Origin of the sequence: Serratia sp. CY47444 (assembly GCF_052168635.1) — a bacterium.
GTDB classification, from domain to species: domain Bacteria; phylum Pseudomonadota; class Gammaproteobacteria; order Enterobacterales; family Enterobacteriaceae; genus Serratia; species Serratia bockelmannii.
The window spans coordinates 77558-98715 of sequence record NZ_JBJNMH010000004.1 but is presented as its reverse complement, the minus strand read 5'-3'; the positions used below and the strand labels follow the sequence as shown (position 1 = coordinate 98715).

The 21158-nt window shown below is 59.4% G+C and carries 27 protein-coding genes; 15 read left to right on the top strand and 12 right to left on the bottom strand.

The annotated features are described in order from the left end of the window. Positions 1-6: 6 nt before the first annotated feature. Positions 7-417, bottom strand: a complete 411-nt coding sequence (rnk, locus tag ACJ8IL_RS08735; RefSeq protein WP_004936993.1) for a nucleoside diphosphate kinase regulator — start codon at positions 415-417, stop codon at positions 7-9. A gap of 444 nt (positions 418-861) precedes the next feature. Between rnk and ACJ8IL_RS08730 the strand changes: the two genes are divergently transcribed. The 10 genes from ACJ8IL_RS08730 (at position 862) to ACJ8IL_RS08685 (ending at position 9667) form a co-directional block, all read left to right on the top strand. After that, a complete protein-coding gene (locus ACJ8IL_RS08730; protein ID WP_089180543.1) occupies positions 862-1188 on the top strand; it encodes a glycine dehydrogenase in 327 nt (108 codons plus the stop codon). 36 nt (positions 1189-1224) lie between these two features. Then, positions 1225-1590 carry a glycine-rich SFCGS family protein gene (locus ACJ8IL_RS08725; protein ID WP_004937000.1) on the top strand — a complete coding sequence of 122 codons (366 nt, stop codon included), beginning with the start codon at positions 1225-1227 and terminating at the stop codon, positions 1588-1590. Next, complete coding sequence (locus ACJ8IL_RS08720) at positions 1590-1886, top strand: DUF4312 family protein (RefSeq protein WP_004937003.1); 297 nt, start codon at positions 1590-1592, stop codon at positions 1884-1886. The genes ACJ8IL_RS08725 and ACJ8IL_RS08720 overlap by 1 nt, the downstream gene beginning before the upstream one ends. A gap of 30 nt (positions 1887-1916) precedes the next feature. Continuing rightward, positions 1917-2693, top strand: coding sequence for a DUF4311 domain-containing protein (locus ACJ8IL_RS08715; protein ID WP_004937006.1), 777 nt, complete (start codon positions 1917-1919; stop codon positions 2691-2693). Positions 2694-2704: 11 nt separating this feature from the next. Then, positions 2705-3355 (top strand): DUF4310 family protein, encoded by a 651-nt coding sequence (locus tag ACJ8IL_RS08710; RefSeq protein WP_004937013.1) that lies wholly within the window; start codon positions 2705-2707, stop codon positions 3353-3355. A gap of 63 nt (positions 3356-3418) precedes the next feature. Continuing rightward, positions 3419-4558: an amidohydrolase/deacetylase family metallohydrolase gene (locus tag ACJ8IL_RS08705; protein WP_049204365.1), complete on the top strand. Its 1140-nt coding sequence runs from the start codon at positions 3419-3421 to the stop codon at positions 4556-4558. Beyond that, complete coding sequence (locus tag ACJ8IL_RS08700; protein WP_197769541.1) at positions 4542-5660, top strand: DgaE family pyridoxal phosphate-dependent ammonia lyase; 1119 nt, start codon at positions 4542-4544, stop codon at positions 5658-5660. The genes ACJ8IL_RS08705 and ACJ8IL_RS08700 overlap by 17 nt, the downstream gene beginning before the upstream one ends. Then, a complete protein-coding gene (gene dagF, locus ACJ8IL_RS08695) occupies positions 5657-6397 on the top strand; it encodes a 2-dehydro-3-deoxy-phosphogluconate aldolase (RefSeq protein ID WP_016930215.1) in 741 nt (246 codons plus the stop codon). Before ACJ8IL_RS08700 ends, dagF begins: the two co-directional genes overlap by 4 nt. Before the next feature lie 87 nt (positions 6398-6484). Next, positions 6485-7699, top strand: a complete 1215-nt coding sequence (locus ACJ8IL_RS08690; RefSeq protein ID WP_404758768.1) for a lactonase family protein — start codon at positions 6485-6487, stop codon at positions 7697-7699. A gap of 51 nt (positions 7700-7750) precedes the next feature. Next, entirely contained in the window at positions 7751-9667 is a 1917-nt protein-coding gene (locus tag ACJ8IL_RS08685) for a BglG family transcription antiterminator (protein WP_049208316.1), read from the top strand. A gap of 40 nt (positions 9668-9707) precedes the next feature. Here the strand turns inward: ACJ8IL_RS08685 and npr are convergent, their stop codons facing one another. The 11 genes from npr to ACJ8IL_RS08630 all read right to left on the bottom strand — a co-directional run bounded on the left by npr (position 9708) and on the right by ACJ8IL_RS08630 (position 17742). Continuing rightward, on the bottom strand, positions 9708-9980 hold the full coding sequence (gene npr, locus ACJ8IL_RS08680; protein ID WP_004937034.1) for a PTS phosphocarrier protein NPr: 273 nt from the start codon (positions 9978-9980) through the stop codon (positions 9708-9710). Continuing rightward, positions 9977-10831, bottom strand: a complete 855-nt coding sequence (rapZ, locus tag ACJ8IL_RS08675; protein ID WP_015379177.1) for an RNase adapter RapZ — start codon at positions 10829-10831, stop codon at positions 9977-9979. Before rapZ ends, npr begins: the two co-directional genes overlap by 4 nt. A 129-nt stretch (positions 10832-10960) precedes the next feature. Further along, on the bottom strand, positions 10961-11422 hold the full coding sequence (gene ptsN / locus ACJ8IL_RS08670; RefSeq protein ID WP_016930212.1) for a PTS IIA-like nitrogen regulatory protein PtsN: 462 nt from the start codon (positions 11420-11422) through the stop codon (positions 10961-10963). A gap of 155 nt (positions 11423-11577) precedes the next feature. Next, positions 11578-11865, bottom strand: coding sequence for a ribosome hibernation promoting factor (gene hpf, locus ACJ8IL_RS08665; RefSeq protein ID WP_004937038.1), 288 nt, complete (start codon positions 11863-11865; stop codon positions 11578-11580). A gap of 23 nt (positions 11866-11888) precedes the next feature. Further along, positions 11889-13322: an RNA polymerase factor sigma-54 gene (gene rpoN / locus ACJ8IL_RS08660; RefSeq protein WP_043141961.1), complete on the bottom strand. Its 1434-nt coding sequence runs from the start codon at positions 13320-13322 to the stop codon at positions 11889-11891. 52 nt (positions 13323-13374) lie between these two features. Further along, positions 13375-14100, bottom strand: a complete 726-nt coding sequence (gene lptB / locus ACJ8IL_RS08655) for an LPS export ABC transporter ATP-binding protein (protein ID WP_004937040.1) — start codon at positions 14098-14100, stop codon at positions 13375-13377. A gap of 6 nt (positions 14101-14106) precedes the next feature. Beyond that, positions 14107-14646 (bottom strand): lipopolysaccharide ABC transporter substrate-binding protein LptA, encoded by a 540-nt coding sequence (lptA, locus tag ACJ8IL_RS08650; protein WP_025304377.1) that lies wholly within the window; start codon positions 14644-14646, stop codon positions 14107-14109. After that, positions 14615-15193, bottom strand: a complete 579-nt coding sequence (gene lptC, locus ACJ8IL_RS08645) for an LPS export ABC transporter periplasmic protein LptC (RefSeq protein WP_004937047.1) — start codon at positions 15191-15193, stop codon at positions 14615-14617. The genes lptA and lptC overlap by 32 nt, the downstream gene beginning before the upstream one ends. Beyond that, positions 15190-15744, bottom strand: a complete 555-nt coding sequence (gene kdsC, locus ACJ8IL_RS08640; protein ID WP_021505108.1) for a 3-deoxy-manno-octulosonate-8-phosphatase KdsC — start codon at positions 15742-15744, stop codon at positions 15190-15192. Before kdsC ends, lptC begins: the two co-directional genes overlap by 4 nt. A 17-nt stretch (positions 15745-15761) precedes the next feature. Beyond that, positions 15762-16748, bottom strand: a complete 987-nt coding sequence (gene kdsD, locus ACJ8IL_RS08635) for an arabinose-5-phosphate isomerase KdsD (RefSeq protein WP_442516498.1) — start codon at positions 16746-16748, stop codon at positions 15762-15764. A 16-nt stretch (positions 16749-16764) separates the two neighbouring features. Beyond that, the gene (locus ACJ8IL_RS08630) at positions 16765-17742 is read right to left on the bottom strand and encodes a calcium/sodium antiporter (RefSeq protein ID WP_025160120.1); all 978 of its coding nucleotides are present in this window, start codon (positions 17740-17742) and stop codon (positions 16765-16767) included. Between the two features lie 303 nt (positions 17743-18045). On the opposite strand from ACJ8IL_RS08630, the gene mlaF reads away from it, so the two are divergent. The 5 genes from mlaF to mlaB are packed head-to-tail and all read left to right on the top strand — an operon-like array spanning position 18046 to position 21147. Continuing rightward, positions 18046-18861, top strand: a complete 816-nt coding sequence (mlaF, locus tag ACJ8IL_RS08625) for a phospholipid ABC transporter ATP-binding protein MlaF (RefSeq protein ID WP_442516497.1) — start codon at positions 18046-18048, stop codon at positions 18859-18861. Positions 18862-18865: 4 nt separating this feature from the next. Continuing rightward, entirely contained in the window at positions 18866-19648 is a 783-nt protein-coding gene (gene mlaE, locus ACJ8IL_RS08620) for a lipid asymmetry maintenance ABC transporter permease subunit MlaE (RefSeq protein WP_004937059.1), read from the top strand. A 4-nt stretch (positions 19649-19652) separates the two neighbouring features. Then, complete coding sequence (gene mlaD / locus ACJ8IL_RS08615; protein WP_025304373.1) at positions 19653-20201, top strand: outer membrane lipid asymmetry maintenance protein MlaD; 549 nt, start codon at positions 19653-19655, stop codon at positions 20199-20201. 14 nt (positions 20202-20215) lie between these two features. Then, entirely contained in the window at positions 20216-20845 is a 630-nt protein-coding gene (gene mlaC / locus ACJ8IL_RS08610) for a phospholipid-binding protein MlaC (protein WP_025304372.1), read from the top strand. Continuing rightward, entirely contained in the window at positions 20845-21147 is a 303-nt protein-coding gene (gene mlaB / locus ACJ8IL_RS08605) for a lipid asymmetry maintenance protein MlaB (protein ID WP_173888535.1), read from the top strand. The genes mlaC and mlaB overlap by 1 nt, the downstream gene beginning before the upstream one ends. Positions 21148-21158: the final 11 nt, after the last annotated feature.

Genomic DNA, 21158 nt, shown 5'->3' with positions numbered 1-21158 from the left:
AACCGCTTAACGGTGGTATTCGCCCGCCGCTTCCGGCTGGTACAACAACTCCAGCACTTCAATCCGCGCTTCTTCACCGTTCGGCAATTGCCAGGAGATCTGCTTGCCGACGTGCATGCCAAGCAGCGCTGCGCCCAGCGGCGCCATCACCGACAGCTGATCGTGGCTGTCTTTCAGCGATGCCGGGTAAACCAGCGTGCGCACGTGCTCTTCATCGGTGTGCAGATCGCGAAAACGCACGCGGCTGTTCATGGTCACCACGTTGGCCGGCATTTTCTCCGGCGGCAGGATTTCCGCGCGATCCAATTCGTCGTTCAGCGCGGCGGCGACGTCGGTATTGGCAAAGGCCGGTTGTTCCAATAGCGCATCCAGGCGTTCCGCATCCAGCTCATTAATAGTAATGATGGGTTTGGTCATTCCACTCTCCAGTCAAATCAAAGGGCGCCAGTCTGTGCGCCCATAAATTCGGAAAAACAACACAAAGCAACACCCCCGCGCCAGAGGAGCGGGGGTGTGGGTAATGTCGATTTGTCCTAGTGATAGTAGGCGGTTGGGGCAAGAAAAGAAAGAGATCCCGATCACGAAGGCTTTTATCGTCAATCGAGGCAAAAAAAACCGTTAGCCGGGTTATGTAATTGTTATCTCATTCACTTTTTCGCCGCAGCGCCGTTTTGCGAAATGGATCTCCGCGTGTCATTCGATTTCCACTTCGAACTGGAAAAAACCGGTCTACACAGAAAATCCTACCGGGAGTAGGGTAAAGACATCACAGAAAGCGGGTTATTCAGGTGATGCGCTTTACGGCTTACTGATTAATGTGGGATCTAGGGGTACTGAAAAGTGAATGATGGATCTGCTTCGATAAAAGAAATTGAACAATCCGATGTCAGCGAAGCCGGGGCGATCACCGCTCGGGTGTTGGCGGATATTACCGCGATGCTGAATGCTGAAAATATTTATACCAATGCGGTGCAGCAACAGATGCTGGAATCGCATATTCGTGCCATGGTGCTGCGTTCAATAACCGGCGAGCCGTTGCCGGAGGTAGATAAATCATTGTTCGACGAAATCTCCGCCGAATCCATGCAAATGGCGGAGCGCGTGGTGGATCAGTTTGACACATTGCCTATCGAAGAAGCCTATTTATTGTCAGTGCACTTCGAAGTGGCGAAAGATAATAACGCATAGCGGTTAATGCATCGATTTAAATCAGGAGAATATAACATGGGTCAAATTACCGTAGTGATCGGCGATCGTTTGGGCAAAGGGCAAAAAGTCGGCCAGGGTGTTGAAAACGCAGGCGGAAAAGCGGTGGTTATCCCCGGCGTGGCGGCGGACATGAAGCTGGGCGACGTCATGAAAGCGGAAAACGCGCAGCTGGGCATCTCTTTTTGCGGTAGCGGTGGCGCCGGCGCAATTACCGCGCAAACCAAATACGGCTACAAAGCCAAATACGGCATGCGTTCGGTGGAAGAGGGCGTGACGGCAATTAATGAAGGCTGCAACGTGCTGGGTTTCGGCTTTATGGATAAAGAAGAGCTGGGCCAGAAACTGGTGGAAGCCTACGTCAAAAAACATGGCAACCCATAATGAAAGAGCAATATACCACATCGGTAAAGGTGGAGGGTAAAGGCGACAGCAAAGCGAAAGCTTTTGCTTCCGCCTTGGCTAATGTGCAGGGCGCGGTATTAAAGTCCACCAACAATATTCTGCTGCGCATCGAGCCGCAGGACGTCAGCGTAGTGAAAGCGGAAGAGAAAATAACTAAAGAGAAATTTCTTTTCTTCTTTTTGCCGCGTGAAAGAAAGAGCTATGCCGTTTCTCTGGAAATAACCGTGAACGTAACCATTATCAATACCGAGAAGGTTGTCTTCGTCACGAAATAAAAACGTTAGCATAAATGAAAGGGTATACTGATGTTTTTAATCATCTTATTTAAATCGATAATTATCGGTGGGCTGGTGGGAGTCGGCGTAGGGGCCGGCGCCGCACGCATGTTCCACGCACCGACAACACAGGGCATGGGGGCGTTTCGTACCCTGGGCGAGCTGAACTCCTGCGAGGGCGATCCGGCTTCCCACTTCTCATTCGGTCTGGGCTTCTTCTTCAACGCCTGGGCGTCTTCCGTAGCGGCGGGTTCCTTCACGCAGGACGTCGATCACCGCATCATCCCGCACTGGGGCGCGGCGGCCCTGATGGTCAAGAACCGCAATCTGGCGCAAACGCTGCACGATCCGAAAAAAATGGCCATCGCCTGCGGCATCATCGGCATGCTGGTGGTGGCCTTCCTCAATACCACCGCTTCCGCCGTGCCTGCCGCGCTGCAGGTCACCGCGATCAAGGTGCTGGTGCCGGCGGCCAACCTGCTGGTGAATACCGTGATGCCGGTGATCTTCTGGCTGGCGGCGATCGACGCCGGGCGCCGTTCCGGCTTCTGGGGCACCATCTTCGGCGGCCTGGCGCAGCTGATTATGGGCAACGCCGTACCGGGCCTGGTGCTGGGCATTCTGATCGGCAAAGGCGTGGAAGAGAGCGGCTGGAACAAGATCACCAAGATCATGATGGCGGTGATCGTGCTGCTGTTCGTGCTGAGCGGCTTCTTCCGCGGCTTCGACATGAAAGTTCTCGAGTCCTTCAGCCTCGGCGTGCCGGGCTGGCTGGACGCCATTCACAATACCCTGAGCGGTAAATAAGGAGCGGGATGATGGAAGAGCAAACCCAAAAGGGCTTCTGGTACGCCGACTGGTCATTCCCGATTTTTGTTGGCCTGCTGTCCTCCGGCGTGTTCGCCGGGACGCACATGTACTACCTGTACGGCATCGGCGCCTTTAACGAAGTGGCCTTCGTCTCCATGCTGCGGGCGGGGATGGATACCGGTGTGTATGGCGCGGTGGCGGCGTTCGGCGCCAGCTTCCTGTTCGCGCGCATCATCGAAGGCTCGCTGGTGGGCATCCTGGACATCGGCGGTGCGATCCAGACCGGCGTCGGGCTGGGTGTACCGGCGCTGCTTTTGGGGGCCGGCATCGTGTTCCCGGTCGCCAACTTCGCCGCTTCGCTGGCCACCGGCCTGATCATCGGCCTGGCGATCGGTTATGTGATCATTCTGGCGCGCAAATTCACCATCAATCAGAGCAACTCCACCTACGGGGCTGACGTGATGATGGGCGCGGGCAACTCCTCGGGCCGCTTCCTCGGGCCGTTGATCATCCTGTCGGCGATGACCGCCTCGATCCCGATCGGCATCGGTTCGCTGCTCGGCGCGCTGCTGTTCTATATCTGGGGTAAACCGATCACCGGCGGAGCGATCCTCGGCGCGATGATCCTGGGGGCGATCTTCCCGGTAGCCATTTCTTAAGAGGCCTGCGCCAGGCGCCGCCCGAGGCTGCGGCGGCGCCCGGGCTAACAGGAGCAATGCGGTATGTATGACTTAGTAATCAGAGGCGCCAGACTGGCGGACGATACGCTGATCGATCTGGCGGTGAAAGACGGCAAAATAGCCTCGGTGGGGCGGCTGGCGGCGGATGTCCGCGCCGTTCGCCAGCTGGATCTGGCGGGCAACTGCCGCCTGAGCGCCGGTTGGATCGATGCGCACGTGCACTGCTATCCCGAATCGCCGATCTACCATGACGAGCCGGATCGGGTCGGCGTCGCCAGCGGCGTCACCAGCGTGGTCGATGCCGGCAGCACCGGCGCCGACGATATCGACGCTTTTTATCAGCTGACGCGCAGCGCTAAAACCAACGTTTTCGCCTTCCTCAATATCTCGCGCATCGGCCTGCTGCGGCAGAACGAGCTGGCGGAGATGACGGACATCGACAAGCGCGAGGCCGGCCAGGCCATCGCCAACCATCCCGGTTTCATCATCGGCATCAAGGCGCGCATGAGCAGCAGCGTGGTGGGCAAGAACGGCACTCGCCCGCTGGTGTTGGCCAAAGAGATCCAGCAGGAAAACCGCCAGCTGCCGCTGATGGTGCATATCGGCAATAACCCGCCGGATCTGGACGAGATCGCCGATCTGCTGACCCGCGGCGACATCATCACCCACTGCTACAACGGCAAACCGAACCGCATTCTGACGCCGGCGGGCACGCTGCGCGAGTCTATCCAGCGCGCGCTGCGGCGCGGCGTGCTGCTCGACGTGGGGCACGGCACCGCCAGCTTCAGCTTCGAGGTGGCGCGCCAGGCGATCACGCTGGGTATTTTGCCGCACACCATCAGCTCCGATATTTACTGCCGCAACCGCATGAACGGGCCGGTGCATAGCCTGGCGACGGTGATGTCCAAATTCTTCAGCGTCGGCCTGACGCTGCCGCAGGTGATCGCCTGCGTGACGGAGAACGCTGCGTCGGCGCTGCAGCTGAGCGGCAAAGGGCGGCTGGAGCCGGGCTATGACGCCGACTTCACGCTGTTTGAACTGCGCCGGGAACCGCAGGTGTTCGCCGACGCCGAAGGGCAAACCGCCGAGGGCGAACAGCTGTTGGTGCCGCTGGCCGCCGTGGTGGCCGGGGAAATCCTATTAACCGAACAAGGGGAGGCAAGCCATGTCTTCGATTTATGAAAAATACGGTTTGAAGCAGGTGATCAACACCTCCGGCCGCATGACCATTCTCGGCGTTTCTACGCCGCGCCAGGACGTGATCGACGCCGTTGATTACGGTCTGAACCACTATTTCGAAATCAAGGATCTGGTCAACAAGACCGGCGCCTACATCGCCGATCTGCTCAATGTGGAGGACGCGGTGATCGTTTCCTGCGCCTCGGCGGGCATCGCCCAGTCGGTGGCTGCCGTGATCGTCAAAGATAACGCCAATCTGCTGGTGAACCTGCACTCGATGCCGGTGACCGTGCCGCGCGAGATCGTGCTGCCGCGCGGCCACAACGTCAACTTCGGCGCGCCGGTGGACACCATGGTGGCGCTGGGCGGCGGCAAGGTGGTGGAGGCGGGGTACGCCAACGAATGTTCGCCGGAGCAGATTGAAGCCTGCATCACGCCGCAGACTGCGGCGATCCTGTACGTCAAATCGCACCACTGCGTGCAGAAAAGCATTTTGTCCGTCGAACAGGCGGCGGTGGTGGCGCGCAAGCATAACCTGCCGCTGATCGTCGACGCCGCGGCGGAAGAAGATCTGATGTGTTACTACCAGATGGGGGCCGATCTGGTGATCTACAGCGGCGCCAAAGCCATCGAGGGGCCGACCAGCGGTCTGGTTGTCGGCAAGAAACAGTACGTCGAGTGGGTGAAGTTGCAATCCGGCGGCATAGGCCGGGCGATGAAGGTCGGTAAAGAGGGCATCCTCGGCCTGACGCAGGCGATTGAAAGCTATCTGACGCTTGAGAAAACCACCGGGCAACAGATGGTGGCGCGGATGACGCCATTCCTCAACAGCCTCAACACCCTGACCGGCGTCAGCGCCAAGACCGTCTGGGACAGCGCCGGCCGCGATATCGCCCGCGCCGAGATCACCTTTGATGAGGCGGTGCTGGGACGGTCGACCTATGACATCGTCCAGGCGCTGAAAACCGGCGACATCGCCATCTACTTCCGCGGCTATAAGGCCAACGAGGGTAAGATTGAGGTCGACGTGCGCAGCGTCGACGAGCAACAGCTGATGACCGTCTTTAGCTGTATCAAAAACCTGTTTACGGAGAAACAAGCATGAAGCTGCAGCCTAACTACTATCGCGACCGCGTCTGCCTGAACGTGCTGGCCGGCTCCAAAGCCAACGCGCAGGACATCTACGCCGCGGCGGAAGGCCATGTGCTGGTGGGCGTGCTCTCCAAGAACTACCCGGACGTCGACAGCGCGGTGACCGACATGCTGCGCTATGCGCGCCTGATTGAAAACGCGCTCTCGGTCGGCCTGGGCGCCGGCGATCCGAAGCAGTCGGCGATGGTTAGCCTGATCGCTCAGCAGGTGCAGCCGCAGCACGTTAACCAGGTGTTTACCGGCGTCGGCGCCAGCCGCGCGCTGCTGGGCCAGAACGACAGCGTGGTCAACGGCCTGGTGTCGCCGACCGGCCGCGTCGGTTGGGTGAAGATCTCTACCGGCCCCTTGAGCGCCGCGGCGCCGGACGGCATCGTGCCGGTGGAAACCGCCATCGCCCTGCTGAAAGACATGGGCGGCAGCTCCATCAAGTATTTCCCGATGGGCGGCCTGAAGTGCAAGGACGAATACCAGTACGTAGCCAAGGCCTGCGCCGAGCATGACTTCATGCTGGAGCCGACCGGCGGCATCGATCTGGAGAACTTTGAGCCGATCGTCGAGATCGCGCTGGCGGCCGGCGTGAAACGCGTGATCCCGCATATCTACAGTTCGATCATCGACGCCGCCAGCGGCGACACGCGCCCGCAGGACGTGAAAACCCTACTGGCGATGACCAAAACGCTGGTGGGCTGAACGCACAATGGGATGAGGTAAACGCTGGGAGGCGAAGGTTTTCCCGTGGCGCGGCATGCCGCGCCGTTACCTATACAGAGGACTACTATGCGAAACTGGCAGGCTCCAACCCGACGCACCGCGTTGTTCCTGGCGCTGCTGGCCGTGACCGGCCCGGCGCTGCATGCTGAGGATGCAATGAACTCCACGTCATCTCATTTTGCCTATATCGGCACCTACAATCCCAACGGCGAAGGCGTTTACCGGGTGCAGGTCGATCCGGCCAGCGGCGCGCTGAGCCACACTACGCTGGTCAGCAACGTGCCGAATCCGGCGCAGCTGACGCTGGGCGCCGATGGCAAGACGCTGTATGTCGCCAGCGAAGTGGCAGATTTCAACGGCGGCAAACACGGCGGCATCACCGCTTACCGGGTCAACCCGGCCGACGGCGGCCTGACGCAGCTCAACCAGGTGGATTCGCAGGGGGCGGGGCCGGTGTATCTCTCCTCGACGCCGGACGGGCGGCATTTGCTGGTAGCCAACTACGTCAGCGGCAGCGTGGCGGCTTTCCCGATCGAAGCGGACGGCAGCCTGGGCGCCGCCAGCTCGGTGCAGCAACAGCAGGGCCCGGCGGGCGCGGCCAAACCGGCGGCGGCGGTGAACGGCAGCTTTGCCATCAGCGATCACAACGGCCCGCATGCCCATATGATCGCCAGCGATCCGAGCGGCAAGTTCGTGTTCTCCACCGATCTGGGGTTGGATCGCATCTACCAATGGCGTTTTGACGCCACGAGCGGCCGGCTGACGCCGAACGATCCGCCGTGGATCGCCGCCTCTTCCGCCGGCGCGGGGCCGCGTCACTTTGTGTTCCATCCGGACGGCGAAAACGTGCTGCTGGTGAACGAAGAGGCCTCGACGTTGACCAGCTACCGTTTTGATCGCCAAAAAGGTACTCTGAAACAACTGCATGCAGTTTCCGCGCTGCCCGCCGACTATCAGGGTACCAGCTTCGCTTCGGGGCTGGCGCTCAGCAAGAACGGCGACACGTTGTACGTCGCCAACCGGCTGCATAACAGCATTGCCCAGTTCAGCGTGGGCGCCGGCGGCGAGTTGAAACCGGTGGCGGAAACCTGGACCCGCGGCGATTACCCGCGTTCGCTGGCGCTGAGCTTGGATGGCCGCTATCTGTATGCGTTGAACCAGCGCAGCGATAACGTCACTCGCTTCAGCGTCAACCCGACGGACGGCAAGCTCAGCTTTGTGGGCGGCTATCTGCCGATCGGCAGCCCCTCGCAAATGGCGTTTCTGCCGCCGGCGAAGTAACCCGTGGCCCGCCCGGTTCGCCGGGTGGGCCGCCTGATTGACGGATACAGAATGGTGCGATTTCCTTACCCGCGTTTGGCTTACTTGTTCGATGCTTTGCAAACCGAGACTTTGCCGCAGGATGAGCTGGCGAAGCGTTTCGCCGTGTCAACCCGCACGGTGCGGGCGGATATCACCGCGCTGAACGAGATCCTGGACAAGTACGGCGCGCGTTTCGTGCATAGCCGTGGGGCCGGCTATCGCCTGCAGGTCGATAACGCCGCGCTATTCAGCGCCCTGCAGCATCAGGAGCGCCGCAAGCATGCTACCCCGCGCAGCGCGCAAGAGCGGGTGCATTATCTGCTGGTGCGTTTTTTGACCTCAGCCTTCTCCCTTAAACTGGAAGATCTGGCCGACGAATGGTTCGTCAGCCGCGGTACGTTGCAAAACGACATGGCTGAGGTGAGGGAACGTCTGGCGCACTATCAATTGACGATCGAAACCAAACCGCGCTACGGCATGAAGCTGTTCGGCGCCGAGATGGCGATCCGCGCCTGCCTCACCGATCTGCTGTTCCAGCTGCAGCTGGCCGATGCCGAGAACCCGCTGCTCAACAACGAGATCCTGCTGCAGCCGCAGGTAGCGGCGTTCGCCGGATTGCTGCATCCGCTGTTGTCGCAATATGCCATTCGCCTGACCGATGAGGGCGAACAGTACCTGATTTTCTACTGCGCGGTGGCGCTGCGGCGCATCAACGACGGCTATCCGCTGCCGGACTTCGAGGTGGAGGACGGCGACGACGCGGTGCGCCAGGTGTCGACCCGCCTGGCGGCGGAGCTGCGTGCGGCCTCCGGCAAAGAGATCTCGATGGCCGAAGAGGCCTATCTGCGGGTCAACATCGCCGCGCGCCGCGTGCAGGACGTGCAACCGACCGAGATCAATGCCGACGATGAAGAAGCGTTGGTGGACTACATCCTGTCCTACATCAATGCACACTATAACTACAACCTGCAGGGCGACGAGCAGCTGCGGGCCGATCTGCTTACCCATATCAAAACCATGATTACGCGGGTGAAATACCAGATCAATATCCCCAATCCGCTATTGGCCAATATCAAGCAGCACTATCCGATGGCTTACGACGTGACGCTGGCGGCGGTCTCCAGCTGGGGCAAATACACCCCCTATACCCTGAGCGAGAACGAGATAGGCTATCTGGTGTTACATATTGGCGTGGGGCTGGAGCGGCATTACAACATCGGTTATGAACGCCACCCGCAGGTGATGCTGGTGTGCGATACCGGCAACTCAACGGTGCGGATGATCCAGGCGCAGATTGCGCGCAAGTACCCGCAGCTGGTGATGACGCGCATCGTCTCGCTGCGCGATTACGAGATGCTTGCGCACATCGACGAAGACTTCGTGATTTCCAACGCCCGCATCGGCGAAAAGAACAAGCCGGTGGTGGTAATGTCGCCGTTCCCGACCGATTATCAGCTGGAGCAACTGGGCAAGCTGGTGCTGGTGGATCGCACCAAACCGTACATGCTGGAGAAGTTTTTCGACGCCGAGCATTTCATGGTGCTCAACGAGCCGCTGACGCAGGCGGAGCTGTTCAGCCGGGTGTGCGGCCAGCTGGAGCAGGAAGGGTACGTCGGCGCGGACTTTTATCCGTCGCTGGTCGAACGTGAGGCGATCGTCTCCACGCTGCTGGGTGAAGGCATCGCGCTGCCGCACTCGCTGGGGCTGCTGGCGAAAAAGACCGTGGTAGTGACGCTGCTAGCGCCGCAGGGGGTCGCCTGGGGGGAAGGTGAGATCGCGCACGTGATTTTCCTGCTGGCGATCAGCAAGAGCGACTATGAAGAGGCGATGGCGATCTACGAGCTGTTCGTCACCTTCGTGCGTGAACGCTCAATGAGCCGCCTGCTGGGCAGCGACAGCTTCGACAGCTTCAAAGCGGTGGCGCTGGACTGCCTGAGCCGGAGTTGAGGGGCATGTGAGTGATTGGGCGCAGAAGTGCCCTCAGCGACTAATCTTCATCAAACCCGGAGTTGAACAGCTCGACCACCGCCGCCAGCGCGTTGACTTCATCGGGGCCGGTCGCTTCGACTTCGATGTGCCGACCTTGGGCGGAGTCCAGCATCAGCAGCGCGATGACGCTGCTGGCTTCGGCTTCGGTGCCGCTTTCGTTGCGCAGCATCACTTCGGCGTCGAAGCTTTGCACCAGTTCGAACAGTTTCATCGCCGGGCGCGCGTGCATGCCCAGCTTGTTTTTGATTTCAACCGTCTGTTTGACCGTCATTGCTTGCGCTTTTCCAGCGTGCGGTGGCGCGATTGCACGTTCTTGCCGCGCGAGCGGAAGTAATCGGCCAGCTGTTCCGCCACGTACACCGAACGGTGTTTGCCGCCGGTACAGCCGATGGCGACCGTCAGGTAGCTGCGGTTGTTGGTTTCCAGCATCGGCAGCCATTGTTCCAGGTAGCTGCGGGTCTGGTAGATGAAGTTGTGCACTTCGGTATGGCGATCGAGGAACGACGCCACCGGCTTGTCCAGACCGGTCATCGGCCGCAGCTTCGGATCCCAGTGCGGGTTCGGCAGGAAGCGCACGTCGAACACGTAGTCGGCGTCGATCGGAATACCGTGCTTGAAGCCGAAGGATTCGAACACCATCGTCAGTTCGCGCTCGCGCTTGCCGAGCAGGCGGGTGCGCAGCATTTCGGCCAGTTCGTGCACCGACATTTCCGAGGTGTCGATAATCAGGTCGGCCCGGGAGCGCAGCGGTTCGAGGAGATCGCTCTCTTCGTCAATGGCGCTTTCTAGCGACAGGTTTTTGCTGGAGAGCGGGTGCAGGCGGCGGGTGTCGCTGTAACGGCGGATCAGCGTGTTGCGATCGGCGTCGAGGAACAGCAGCTGCGGCGAGAAGCTGTCCGGCAGTTGAGTCATCGCGTATTCGAACACTTCCGGCGATTCCGGCATGTTGCGCACGTCGATGCTGACCGCCGCGGAGATATTGCGTTCCGCCAGCGTATTGGCGAGCTGCGGCAGCAGAACCACCGGCAGGTTGTCAACGCAGTAAAAACCCATGTCTTCCAGCGCCCGCAAGGCGACGGATTTTCCGGAACCGGAACGGCCGCTGACAATCATCAGCACCATGTGGCAACTCCCCTGGCATCGCGGCGGCGTTCATCGCCACCGGTGTAAACTTTGTTATTCCGGCCGAGGCCGGATCCATCATCGTGAAACAGTAACGTTATCCGGGCTGGAAGTCACGCCGACCGGGTATCACTCGGTGATGATTTGGTAAAGTTCTTCGTCGCTTTGCGCGGCGCGCAGGCGGCGGCATACGGTTTTGTCGGCCAGGCGTTTGGCGACCAGCGACAGGGTATGCAAATGGGTTTTGCACTGATCGGCAGGCACCAGCAGCGCGAACAGCAGGTCGACCGGCTGGTTGTCGATAGCGTCGAAAGCGATGGGTTGGTCGAGACGGATAAACACGCCAACGGCCCGCAGTGTGTCCTCTTCCAGTTTGCCGTGGGGAATGGCGATACCGTTGCCGATACCGGTGCTGCCCATGCGTTCCCGGGTGAGAACCGCGTCAAACACCACCTGCGAAGGCAGATTGAGCTGTTTGGCGGCCAGTTCGCTGATAATTTCCAAAGCCCGCTTCTTGCTGGTGCAGTGTACCGAGCTTTTGGTGCACTCGATGTTTAACACCGAGCTTAATTGCATATATTCGTTGTTCATCTCATCTTCACTTAAAACCGCGCCGCCGGGCGCACCCGGCAAGGCGGTTTTTCGTCGGTTTTAACCCTGATTACCGTTCGGCGCGTCACCCATGCGGGTCACGCGCCGAAGGGCGAGGCGGCGACGGAGGCAACCTCACGGAATGGGTTAGGGTGTCAGTGTTGCTTCAATTTGTCTTTATGTTTGTTCAATTGACGTGCCAATTTATCGATCAGCGTATCAATTGCGGCATACATATTCTCGTCTTCCGAGGTGGCGTGCAACTCGCCTCCATTCACGTGCACCGTTGCTTCCGCAATTTGCTGCACTTTTTCCACACTTAATACAACATACACCTGATTGATGCGATCAAAATACTGTTCGAGTTTGGCGAACTTGTTGTTCACGAACTCGCGCAACGGATCGGTGATTTCGATGTGGTGTCCGGTAATGTTGAGCTGCATAGTGTCTTCCTTCTCAATAGAGGTCAAACCAACTGTTTACGCTGGTTCGACGGCGGGATGGACAAAGACTCTCGGTACTTGGCGACGGTGCGCCGGGCCACGATGATCCCCTGATCGGCGAGCAGGGTGGCCAGCTTGCTGTCGCTGAGTGGTTTGGCGGGGTTTTCCGCCGCAATCAATTTCTTCACCAACGCGCGGATCGCCGTCGAGGAGGCTTCACCGCCGCTGTCGGTATTCACGTGGCTGGAGAAGAAATATTTCAATTCGAAAATGCCGCGCGGGCTGTGCAGAAACTTCTGCGTGGTAACGCGCGAGATCGTCGATTCATGCATCTCCACAGCCTGGGCGATATCCGCCAGCACCATGGGTTTCATAAACTCTTCGCCTTGCTCGAAGAACGCCTGCTGCTGGCTGACGATGCAGCGGGTGACCTTCAGCAGCGTTTCGTTGCGGCTCTCCAGGCTTTTAATCAACCACTTGGCTTCCTGCAGGTTGCTGCGGATAAACTGGCCGTCGGCTTCGCTGCGGGCGCTGTTGCCCAGCGCGGCGTACTGCTGATTGATCTTCAAACGCGGCACGCTGTCGCCGTTGAGCTCGACCGTCCATTTGTTCTGCGTCTTGCGCACCAGCACGTCCGGGATCACGTATTCCGATTCGCCGGTATTGATCGACTGCCCCGGGCGCGGATCGAGCGACTGAATCAGCAGCATCGCTTCTTTCAGTGTATCTTCTTTTAGCCGGGTTGATCGCATCAGGCTGCGAAAGTCATGGTTGGCCAACAGATCCAGATGCTCGCTGATGATCAGCCGCGCTTCGGCCAGATAAGGCGTATCTTTGGCGTATTGGGAGAGCTGCACCAGCAGGCAATCGCGCAGATCGCGCGCGGCGACGCCGATCGGATCAAAACGCTGCACGCGCTTCAGCACCGCCTCGACTTCCTCGAGGGTCACGTTCTCGTCGCCCAGGCTTTCCAGGATGTCTTCCAGCGGCACGGTGAGATAGCCGGTGTCATCCACCGCGTCGACGATGGAGGTGGCGATGGCGGCATCGGTATCGGAAAACGGCGTCAGATCCACCTGCCACATCAGATAGTCCTGCAGCGTTTGGGTGGTTTCGCCCTGATAGACCGGCAGCTCGTCGTCGCTGTAGTCGGTGCCGGTGCCGGACGGTGTGCCGGCGGTGTAGATCTCATCCCAGGTGGCGTCCAGCGGCAGCTCTTCCGGCATGTCTTTCTGTTCCAGCGCCTCGCGGGTATCGAGCCCCTCGGTCTCCTGGGTTTCTTTGGCGTCGATTTCGTCGTGCAGATCGGTCTGTTCAAGCAGCGGATTGCTCTCCAGCGCCAGCTGGATCTCTTGCTGAAGCTCAAGCGTGGACAACTGCAGCAGGCGGATCGCCTGCTGGAGCTGAGGTGTCATGGCCAGCTGTTGGCTGAGCCTGAGTTGCAAACCTTGCTTCATAGTTTTCTGTCTACTTCCGTTAACGGTGTCGCCCCACAGGGCGCGCCGGCGCTTAGAGGCGGAACTCTTCGCCCAGATAAACGCGTTTAACCTGCTCGTCGGCCAGAATAGCATCCGGCGTGCCGTGGGCAATCAGTTTGCCCTGGCTGACGATGTAGGCGCGTTCACACACGTCCAGCGTCTCGCGCACGTTGTGGTCGGTGATCAGCACGCCCAGGCCGCTGTCACGCAGGTGCTCGATGATTTTCTTGATATCGATAACGGAAATCGGATCCACCCCGGCAAAGGGTTCGTCCAGCAGAATGAATTTCGGGTTGGCCGCCAGCGCGCGGGCGATTTCGACGCGGCGGCGTTCGCCGCCGGACAGCGCCTGGCCGAGGCTGTCGCGCAGATGGGAGATATGGAACTCTTCCATCAGCTCTTTGGCGCGGTCTTCGCGCTGTTCGCTGGTGAGATCGGGACGGATCTCCAGCACCGCCATCAGGTTGTCGTACACGCTCAGGCGGCGGAAGATCGACGCTTCCTGCGGCAGATAGCCGATGCCGCGGCGCGCGCGGGCGTGCAGCGGCAGCAGGCTGATGTCTTCTTCGTCGATCACGATGCGCCCGGCGTCGCGCGGCACGATGCCGACCACCATGTAGAAGGTGGTGGTTTTACCGGCGCCGTTCGGCCCGAGCAGGCCGACGATCTCGCCGGATTTCACTTTCAGGCTGACGTCTTCGACAACTTTACGGCCCTTGTAGGCTTTCGCCAGGTTTTCTGCGATGAGTGTTGCCATAAGTGATTAGTTACTCTTTTTTTGCCCGTTTTTGTCTTGCAACTGCGACGGTACCAGAACCGTTGTCACGCGTTTGCCTTTGTCGCTAAACGCCTGCATTTGCTGCTGTTGCACCAGATAGGTGATGCGATCGCCTTTCACGTTGCTGTCGAGCTGCTCCAGATAGGCGTTGCCCGTCAGGGTCACCAGCTGGGTCGCCACGTCGTAGCGCACTTTTTGCGCGTGGCCTTTGACCGGCTTGCCGCTGTCCTGCATCTGGTAGAAGGTTACCGGGTTGCCGAACGCTTCAATATAGGTCTTATTCTGATCTCCGCCCGGGCGGGTGACGACCACCTTGTCGGCACGAATATCGATGGTGCCCTGTTTGATCACCACGTTGTCAGTGAAGGTGCTGACGTTGCTTTGCATGTCCAACGACTGCTTGAGCGAGTCGATGCTGACCGGCTGGCTGGAGTCGGATTTCAGCGCCAGAGCGGGGGCGCTGGCGGCCAAAACTAAGCTGCCGAGCAACAGGTTACGGAGTTGGTTTTTGGTTCTGAATTTCATAGTTGGTCTTAACCTTATCAATCAGCTCAGCGGTTTTGGTCCGCAGGTTCCCACGCATTTTCATGCCGTTAGAGGTAAAATTGGTCCCGTAAAGCGTGACTTCGTCATCGGAGGTGACGTCCTGGGTGACCAGGTTTACCTGAGCGTTGTCCGTCTTAATTTTTTCCAGCTGCGAGGTGGTGGTCAGGCTGTTCACCTCGACGTGACCATACAGATACAGCATCCGGTCTTTAGTCAGTTTGGCGCGATCGGCGCGAACTGACCAGGTGGCCACCGCATTCTCATCGAACAGCGTCATCACCGGCTGGGTGAACCAGCTCAGCTCGCCGGCGGTGTAATACTTCGCGTCTTCCGCCACCAGTTTATAATTCAGCTTGCCGGCTGGGTTGTACACCACGGTGACCGTGTGCTGGCTCTGGTAAGTCGGATCCTGATCGTTGACCGGGCCCGGGGCCGTGTCGTCGCTGAAGTCCGTCATGTTCCAGCCGATCAGCGCCAGAACGATCACCGTCAACAGGATGGTGATCCACAGTTTGGTTTTACTCATATCGACAGCCCTTTGGCGTCCTCCAGCTTATTTTGAGCCAAAAGAATGATGTCGCACAGTTCGCGTACCGCACCGCGGCCGCCGGCAATGCGGGTGACGTAGTGGGCGCGCGGCGTCAGCAGCGGGTGGGCGTCCGCCACCGCGACCGCCAGGCCGACCTGCGCCATCACCGGCCAGTCGATCAGGTCATCGCCGATATAGGCGACCTGATCCGCCGTTAACGACAGTTTATCCAACAGTTCACGGAAGGCCAAAAGCTTATCGGACTGCCCCTGATACAGATGGGTGATACCGAGCGTTTGCGCACGGTCTTCCAGCAGCTTGGCGGAGCGTCCGGTAATGATCGCCACCTCGATGTCCGAGGTTTTCAAGCAGCGGATGCCGTAGCCATCGCGCACGTTGAACGCCTTCAGTTCTTCACCGTTGTTGCCCATGAAGATCAGGCCGTCCGACAGCACGCCGTCAACGTCGCAAATCAACAGGCGGATGTTACCGGCACGCGCCATAACCTCTTGTTCTACCGGCCCGTAGCAGGTTTCTACCATACCCATTCCGTTCTATTCCTTAATTAAACGACGCCGGCGCGCAGCATGTCATGCATATGTACCACACCCAGCAGTTGGTCGCCATCGGCAACCAGCAGCGCGGTGATGTGGCGTTGTTGCATCAGGTTCAATGCATCGACCGCCAGAATATTGGGGCGCACCCGCACGCCGCCCGGCGTCATGACGTCGGCGATCTTCGCCTCGTGCAGGTTGATGCCCATGTCGAACACCCGGCGAAGGTCACCGTCGGTGAAGATGCCGGCGATTTTCATCAGATTGTCGCAAATCACCGTCAGGCCCAGATTTTTTCGGGTAATTTCCAGCAGCGCATCGCGCAACGAGGCGTCGGCGCTGACGTGGGGCATTTCGTCGCCGCTGTGCATGATATCGCTCACCCGCAGCAGCAGTTTGCGGCCGAGTGCGCCGCCCGGATGCGACAGCGCGAAATCTTCCGGCGTGAAACCGCGCGCTTTCAGCAGCGCGACGGCCAGCGCATCGCCCATCACCAGCGTGGCGGTGGTGCTGGTGGTCGGCGCCAGCCCCAGCGGGCAGGCTTCCTGCGGCACCTTGATGCACAGGTGGATATCCGCCGCCTTGCCCATCGAGCTTTCTGGATTGTTGGTCATACAGATGAGGGTGATCTGCTGACGTTTCAACACCGGGATCAGCGCCAGGATCTCGCTGGACTCACCGGAGTTGGAGATGGCGAGCACAATGTCCTGCGGGGTGACCATGCCCAAATCGCCATGGCTGGCCTCCGCCGGATGAACGAAAAATGAGGGGGTGCCGGTGCTGGCGAAGGTCGCGGCGATCTTGCAGCCGATATGGCCGGATTTGCCCATGCCCATCACCACCACTTTGCCGCCGCAGGCGGCGATCGCTTCGCAGGCGCGAGTGAAGTCTGCGTTGATGTAGCTGTCGAGCTGAGCCAGCCCTTCACGCTCTATCTGAAGCACTTCTTTGCCGGCCTGTTGAAAATCGAAGCCCGGTTGCAACTCAATGTTCGACATACTCATTCCCGTCGGTTTAGCCGAAAGTACTGAAAGGGTTAAAGAACAGCACCGCAAGATACGCAATAAAGCCGCATAATAACAGCGCGCCCGCCAGGTGGCCGATGCGATGCTTGCGGCCGATGCACAGTACGCTCAGCAGGACGCTGGCCGCCAGCATCACCCAGTAATCGCGCTGGAAGGCGGCGGCATCCACGCTACCCGGCGACAGCAGGGCGGGTACGCCCAGCACGATCACCGTGTTGAAAATATTGGAGCCGATGATATTACCAATCGCCATATCATCCTCGCCCTTCAGCGCCCCGGCGATGGAGGTGGCCAGTTCGGGCAGGCTGGTGCCGATGGCGATAATGGTCAAGCCGACCACCAGTTCGCTCAGGCCGAAATAGTGTGCAATCACCGTCGCGTTATCGACCACCATTCTGGAAGAGAGCGGCAGAATGATAAACGCCAGCACCAGCCACAGCACCGCCACGGTATTGCTGCTGTCCTGCGGCAGTTCGGCGATCTGCTCCATGGTCAGGCTGTCGCTGCCCTCGCGCTGCGCCAGCCGCGCGATTTTCAGCATCAACAAGATGAAGCCCGCGGCGGCGGCCAGCAGCAGCACGCCGTCCAGCCTGCTCAGGGTACCGTCCATCAACACGAAACCGCACAATACTGTGACCGCTAACATCAGCGGCAGTTCGCGCCGCAGTATCTCGGAGCGCGCAGCCAGCGGGTGGATCAGCGCCGCCACGCCCAGGATCAATAAAATGTTGGTGATGTTGGAACCTAATACGTTGCCGACGGCCATATCTATCTGCCCGTTCAACGCGGCGGTGGTGGACACGATCAGCTCCGGCAGCGACGTGCCGATACCGACGATGGTCATGCCGATGATCAACGGCGGCACGCCAAGCGAGCGGGAAATCACGGCAGCACCATAAACTAAGCGATCTGCACCGTACACCAGTAGAAATAAACCAACGATTAATAATGCTATCGCGAGAAACATGCAGGGTCCTTTGTCGGGTATTATCCCGGTTCGTTGGTTAAAGCCGTCAATGCGGCGGTATTGCTTGCCCTCCGTTGCGCGCGTGAGAGCCACAGCAACGGTTTTTCCCGGCTAATAGTTGAACACTTTCGTTTTTTTTCGTTATGGCGCCAATTTTGACCGGGTGGCGCGAAAAAGTAAAACCAATGGCACCATTGGTTGCGAAATGGCAGTAAGTTTTTGTAAAGATGAGACGGATTGTGCCCATTGCTTTAACATCACGGGTAGATTCAGCAAAAGATGAGTCGTAAAGGGTCCATTAACATGCTCCAAAAGGCAGATAATTTGGTCGAAGTGCGCGACATGAGCTTCTCGCGCGGCGACCGACGGATATTTGAAGACATCAACCTGACGGTGCCTCGCGGTAAGGTCACGGCGATCATGGGGCCATCGGGCATCGGCAAAACCACGCTGCTGCGCCTGATCGGTGGTCAGCTGGCCCCGGACCGCGGGGAAATTTGGTTTGACGGCGACAACATTCCCGCGTTGTCCCGCCGTCAGTTATACGATGCGCGCAAAAAGATGAGCATGCTGTTCCAGTCGGGCGCGCTGTTCACCGATTTGACCGTATTCGAAAACGTGGCCTACCCGCTGCGCGAGCACAGCAACCTGCCGGAGCCTTTGTTGCGCAGTACGGTGCTGATGAAGCTGGAAGCGGTGGGGCTGCGCGGCGCGGCTCAGCTGATGCCCAATGAGCTTTCCGGCGGCATGGCGCGCCGGGCGGCGTTGGCGCGCGCGATCGCGCTGGACCCGGAGATGATCATGTTCGACGAACCTTTCGTCGGCCAGGATCCGATCACCATGGGGGTGCTGGTCAAGCTGATCGACGAGCTGAACCATGCGCTGGGCATTACCTGCATCGTGGTGTCGCACGACGTACCGGAGGTGCTGAGCATCGCTGACTACGCTTACATCGTGGCCGATCACCGGGTGATCGCTGAAGGCACCACGCAGCAATTGCAGAACAATCCTGATGCGCGCGTGCGCCAGTTCCTGGATGGTATAGCGGATGGGCCGGTGCCGTTCCGCTATCCGGCCGGGGATTATCAGGCCGAACTGCTAGGCTTAGGGAGTAAATAAGCTCATGTTATTAAGAGCGTTAGCGTCGTTGGGGCGCAGTGGCATCAACACCAGCGCCAGCTTCGGCCGCGCCGGGTTGATGCTGTTCAACGCGTTGATTGGCCGGCCGGAACCCGGCAAGCAGTGGCCGCTGTTGTTGAAACAGCTCTACAGCGTCGGCGTGCAGTCGCTGCTGATCATCATGGTTTCCGGGCTGTTTATCGGCATGGTGCTGGGCCTGCAGGGCTATATCGTGCTCACCACCTACAGCGCCGAGGCCAGCCTCGGCATGATGGTGGCGCTGTCGCTGCTGCGCGAACTGGGGCCGGTGGTCACGGCGCTGCTGTTCGCCGGCCGCGCCGGTTCCGCGCTCACGGCGGAAATCGGCCTGATGAAGGCGACGGAGCAGATCTCCAGCCTGGAAATGATGGCGGTCGATCCGCTGCGGCGCATCGTGGCGCCGCGCTTCTGGGCGGGGCTGATCAGCATGCCGCTGTTGACCATCATTTTCGTGGCGATCGGCATTTGGGGCGGCTCGGTGGTCGGCGTGGACTGGAAAGGCATCGACAGCGGCTTCTTCTGGTCGGCGATGCAGGGCGCCGTGGAGTGGAAAAAAGATCTGCTCAACTGCCTGATCAAGAGCGTGGTATTCGCCATTACCGTAACCTGGATTGCCATTTTCAACGGGTACGACGCCGTGCCTACCTCTGAAGGGATTAGCCGGGCGACGACGCGTACCGTGGTGCATTCGTCACTGGCGGTGTTGGGATTGGATTTCGTGCTGACAGCACTGATGTTTGGGAATTGATTCGATGCAAACGAAGAAGAGTGAAATCTGGGTTGGGGCATTTATGCTGATCGCGCTGTGCGCCATCGTGTTTATCTGCCTGCAGGTGGCGAACCTTAAATCGATCGGCAGCGAGCCGACCTACCGCATTTACGCAACGTTCGACAACATCGGCGGCCTGAAACCGCGTTCGCCGGTGAAGATTGGCGGCGTGGTGATCGGCCGCGTGGCTGACATCGAACTCGATTCGAAAACCTACACGCCGCGCGTGGCGCTGGATATCCAGAAAAAGTACGACCAAATCCCAGATACCAGCTCGCTGGCGATCCGCACCTCCGGCCTGCTGGGCGAGCAATACCTGGCGCTTAACGTGGGCTTTGAAGATCCTGAGATGGGTACCACCATCCTGAAAGACGGGGGTACCATTCAGGACACCAAATCAGCCATGGTTCTGGAAGACCTGATCGGCCAGTTCCTGTATAAAAGCGGCGGTCAGGACAGCGCCAAATCGGGAGACGCGGCCGCTGAGCCGGCTGCCGGCGCCGCACCGCAACCCGCTGTTCCAAATCATTAAGAGAGGATACCTGCATGTTTAAACGTTTACTGATGGTGGCTCTGCTGGTGGTTGCACCGCTGGCGAGCGCAGCCGACCAAACCAATCCTTACAGCATGATGCAAGACGCGGCGCAGAAGACTTTCAGCCGTTTGAAGAACGAACAGCCGAAGATCAAGCAGGACCCGAACTACCTGCGTGCCATCGTGCATCAGGAACTGATGCCGTTCGTGCAGGTGAAATACGCCGGCGCGCTGGTGCTGGGGCGTTACTACAAAGAGGCAACGCCTGCGCAGCGCGAAGCTTACTTCACCGCCTTCCAGGCTTACCTGGAGCAGGCTTACGGCCAGGCGCTGGCGATGTATCACGGCCAGACTTACCAGATCGCGCCTGAACAACCGCTGGGCAATGCCGACATCGTGGCTATTCGCGTCACCATCATCGACAACGGCGGCCGTCCGCCGGTGCGTCTGGATTTCCAATGGCGCAAGAACAGCAAAACCGGCTACTGGCAGGCGTATGACATGATCGCCGAAGGCGTCAGCATGATCACTACCAAGCAGAACGAGTGGGCGTCTACGCTGCGTACTCAGGGCATCGACGGCCTGACCAAACAGCTGCAGGCCGCCGCCGCGCAGCCTATCACGCTGGACAAGAAAAACTGATGTCGGCAGCGCTCAGCTTCGAATCAGAGCAGCAGACGCTGATCCTGCGCGGTGAACTGGATCGGGAAACGCTGCAGCGGCTGTGGCGGCAGCGCGACGCGCTGATGGCGGATAAAACCGCGATCGACGTGGCGCAACTGCAGCGCGTGGACTCCGCCGGGCTGGCGCTGTTGCTGCATCTGCAGGAAGAGCAGCGCCAACGCGGCGTAGCGCTGAAAATTTTCGGCGCCACCGAGCGCCTGAAAACGCTGATCGCGCTCTACAACCTGCAGGCGATAATGCCTGTCGATACCGTCGGTTAGCGGCGTTTTAC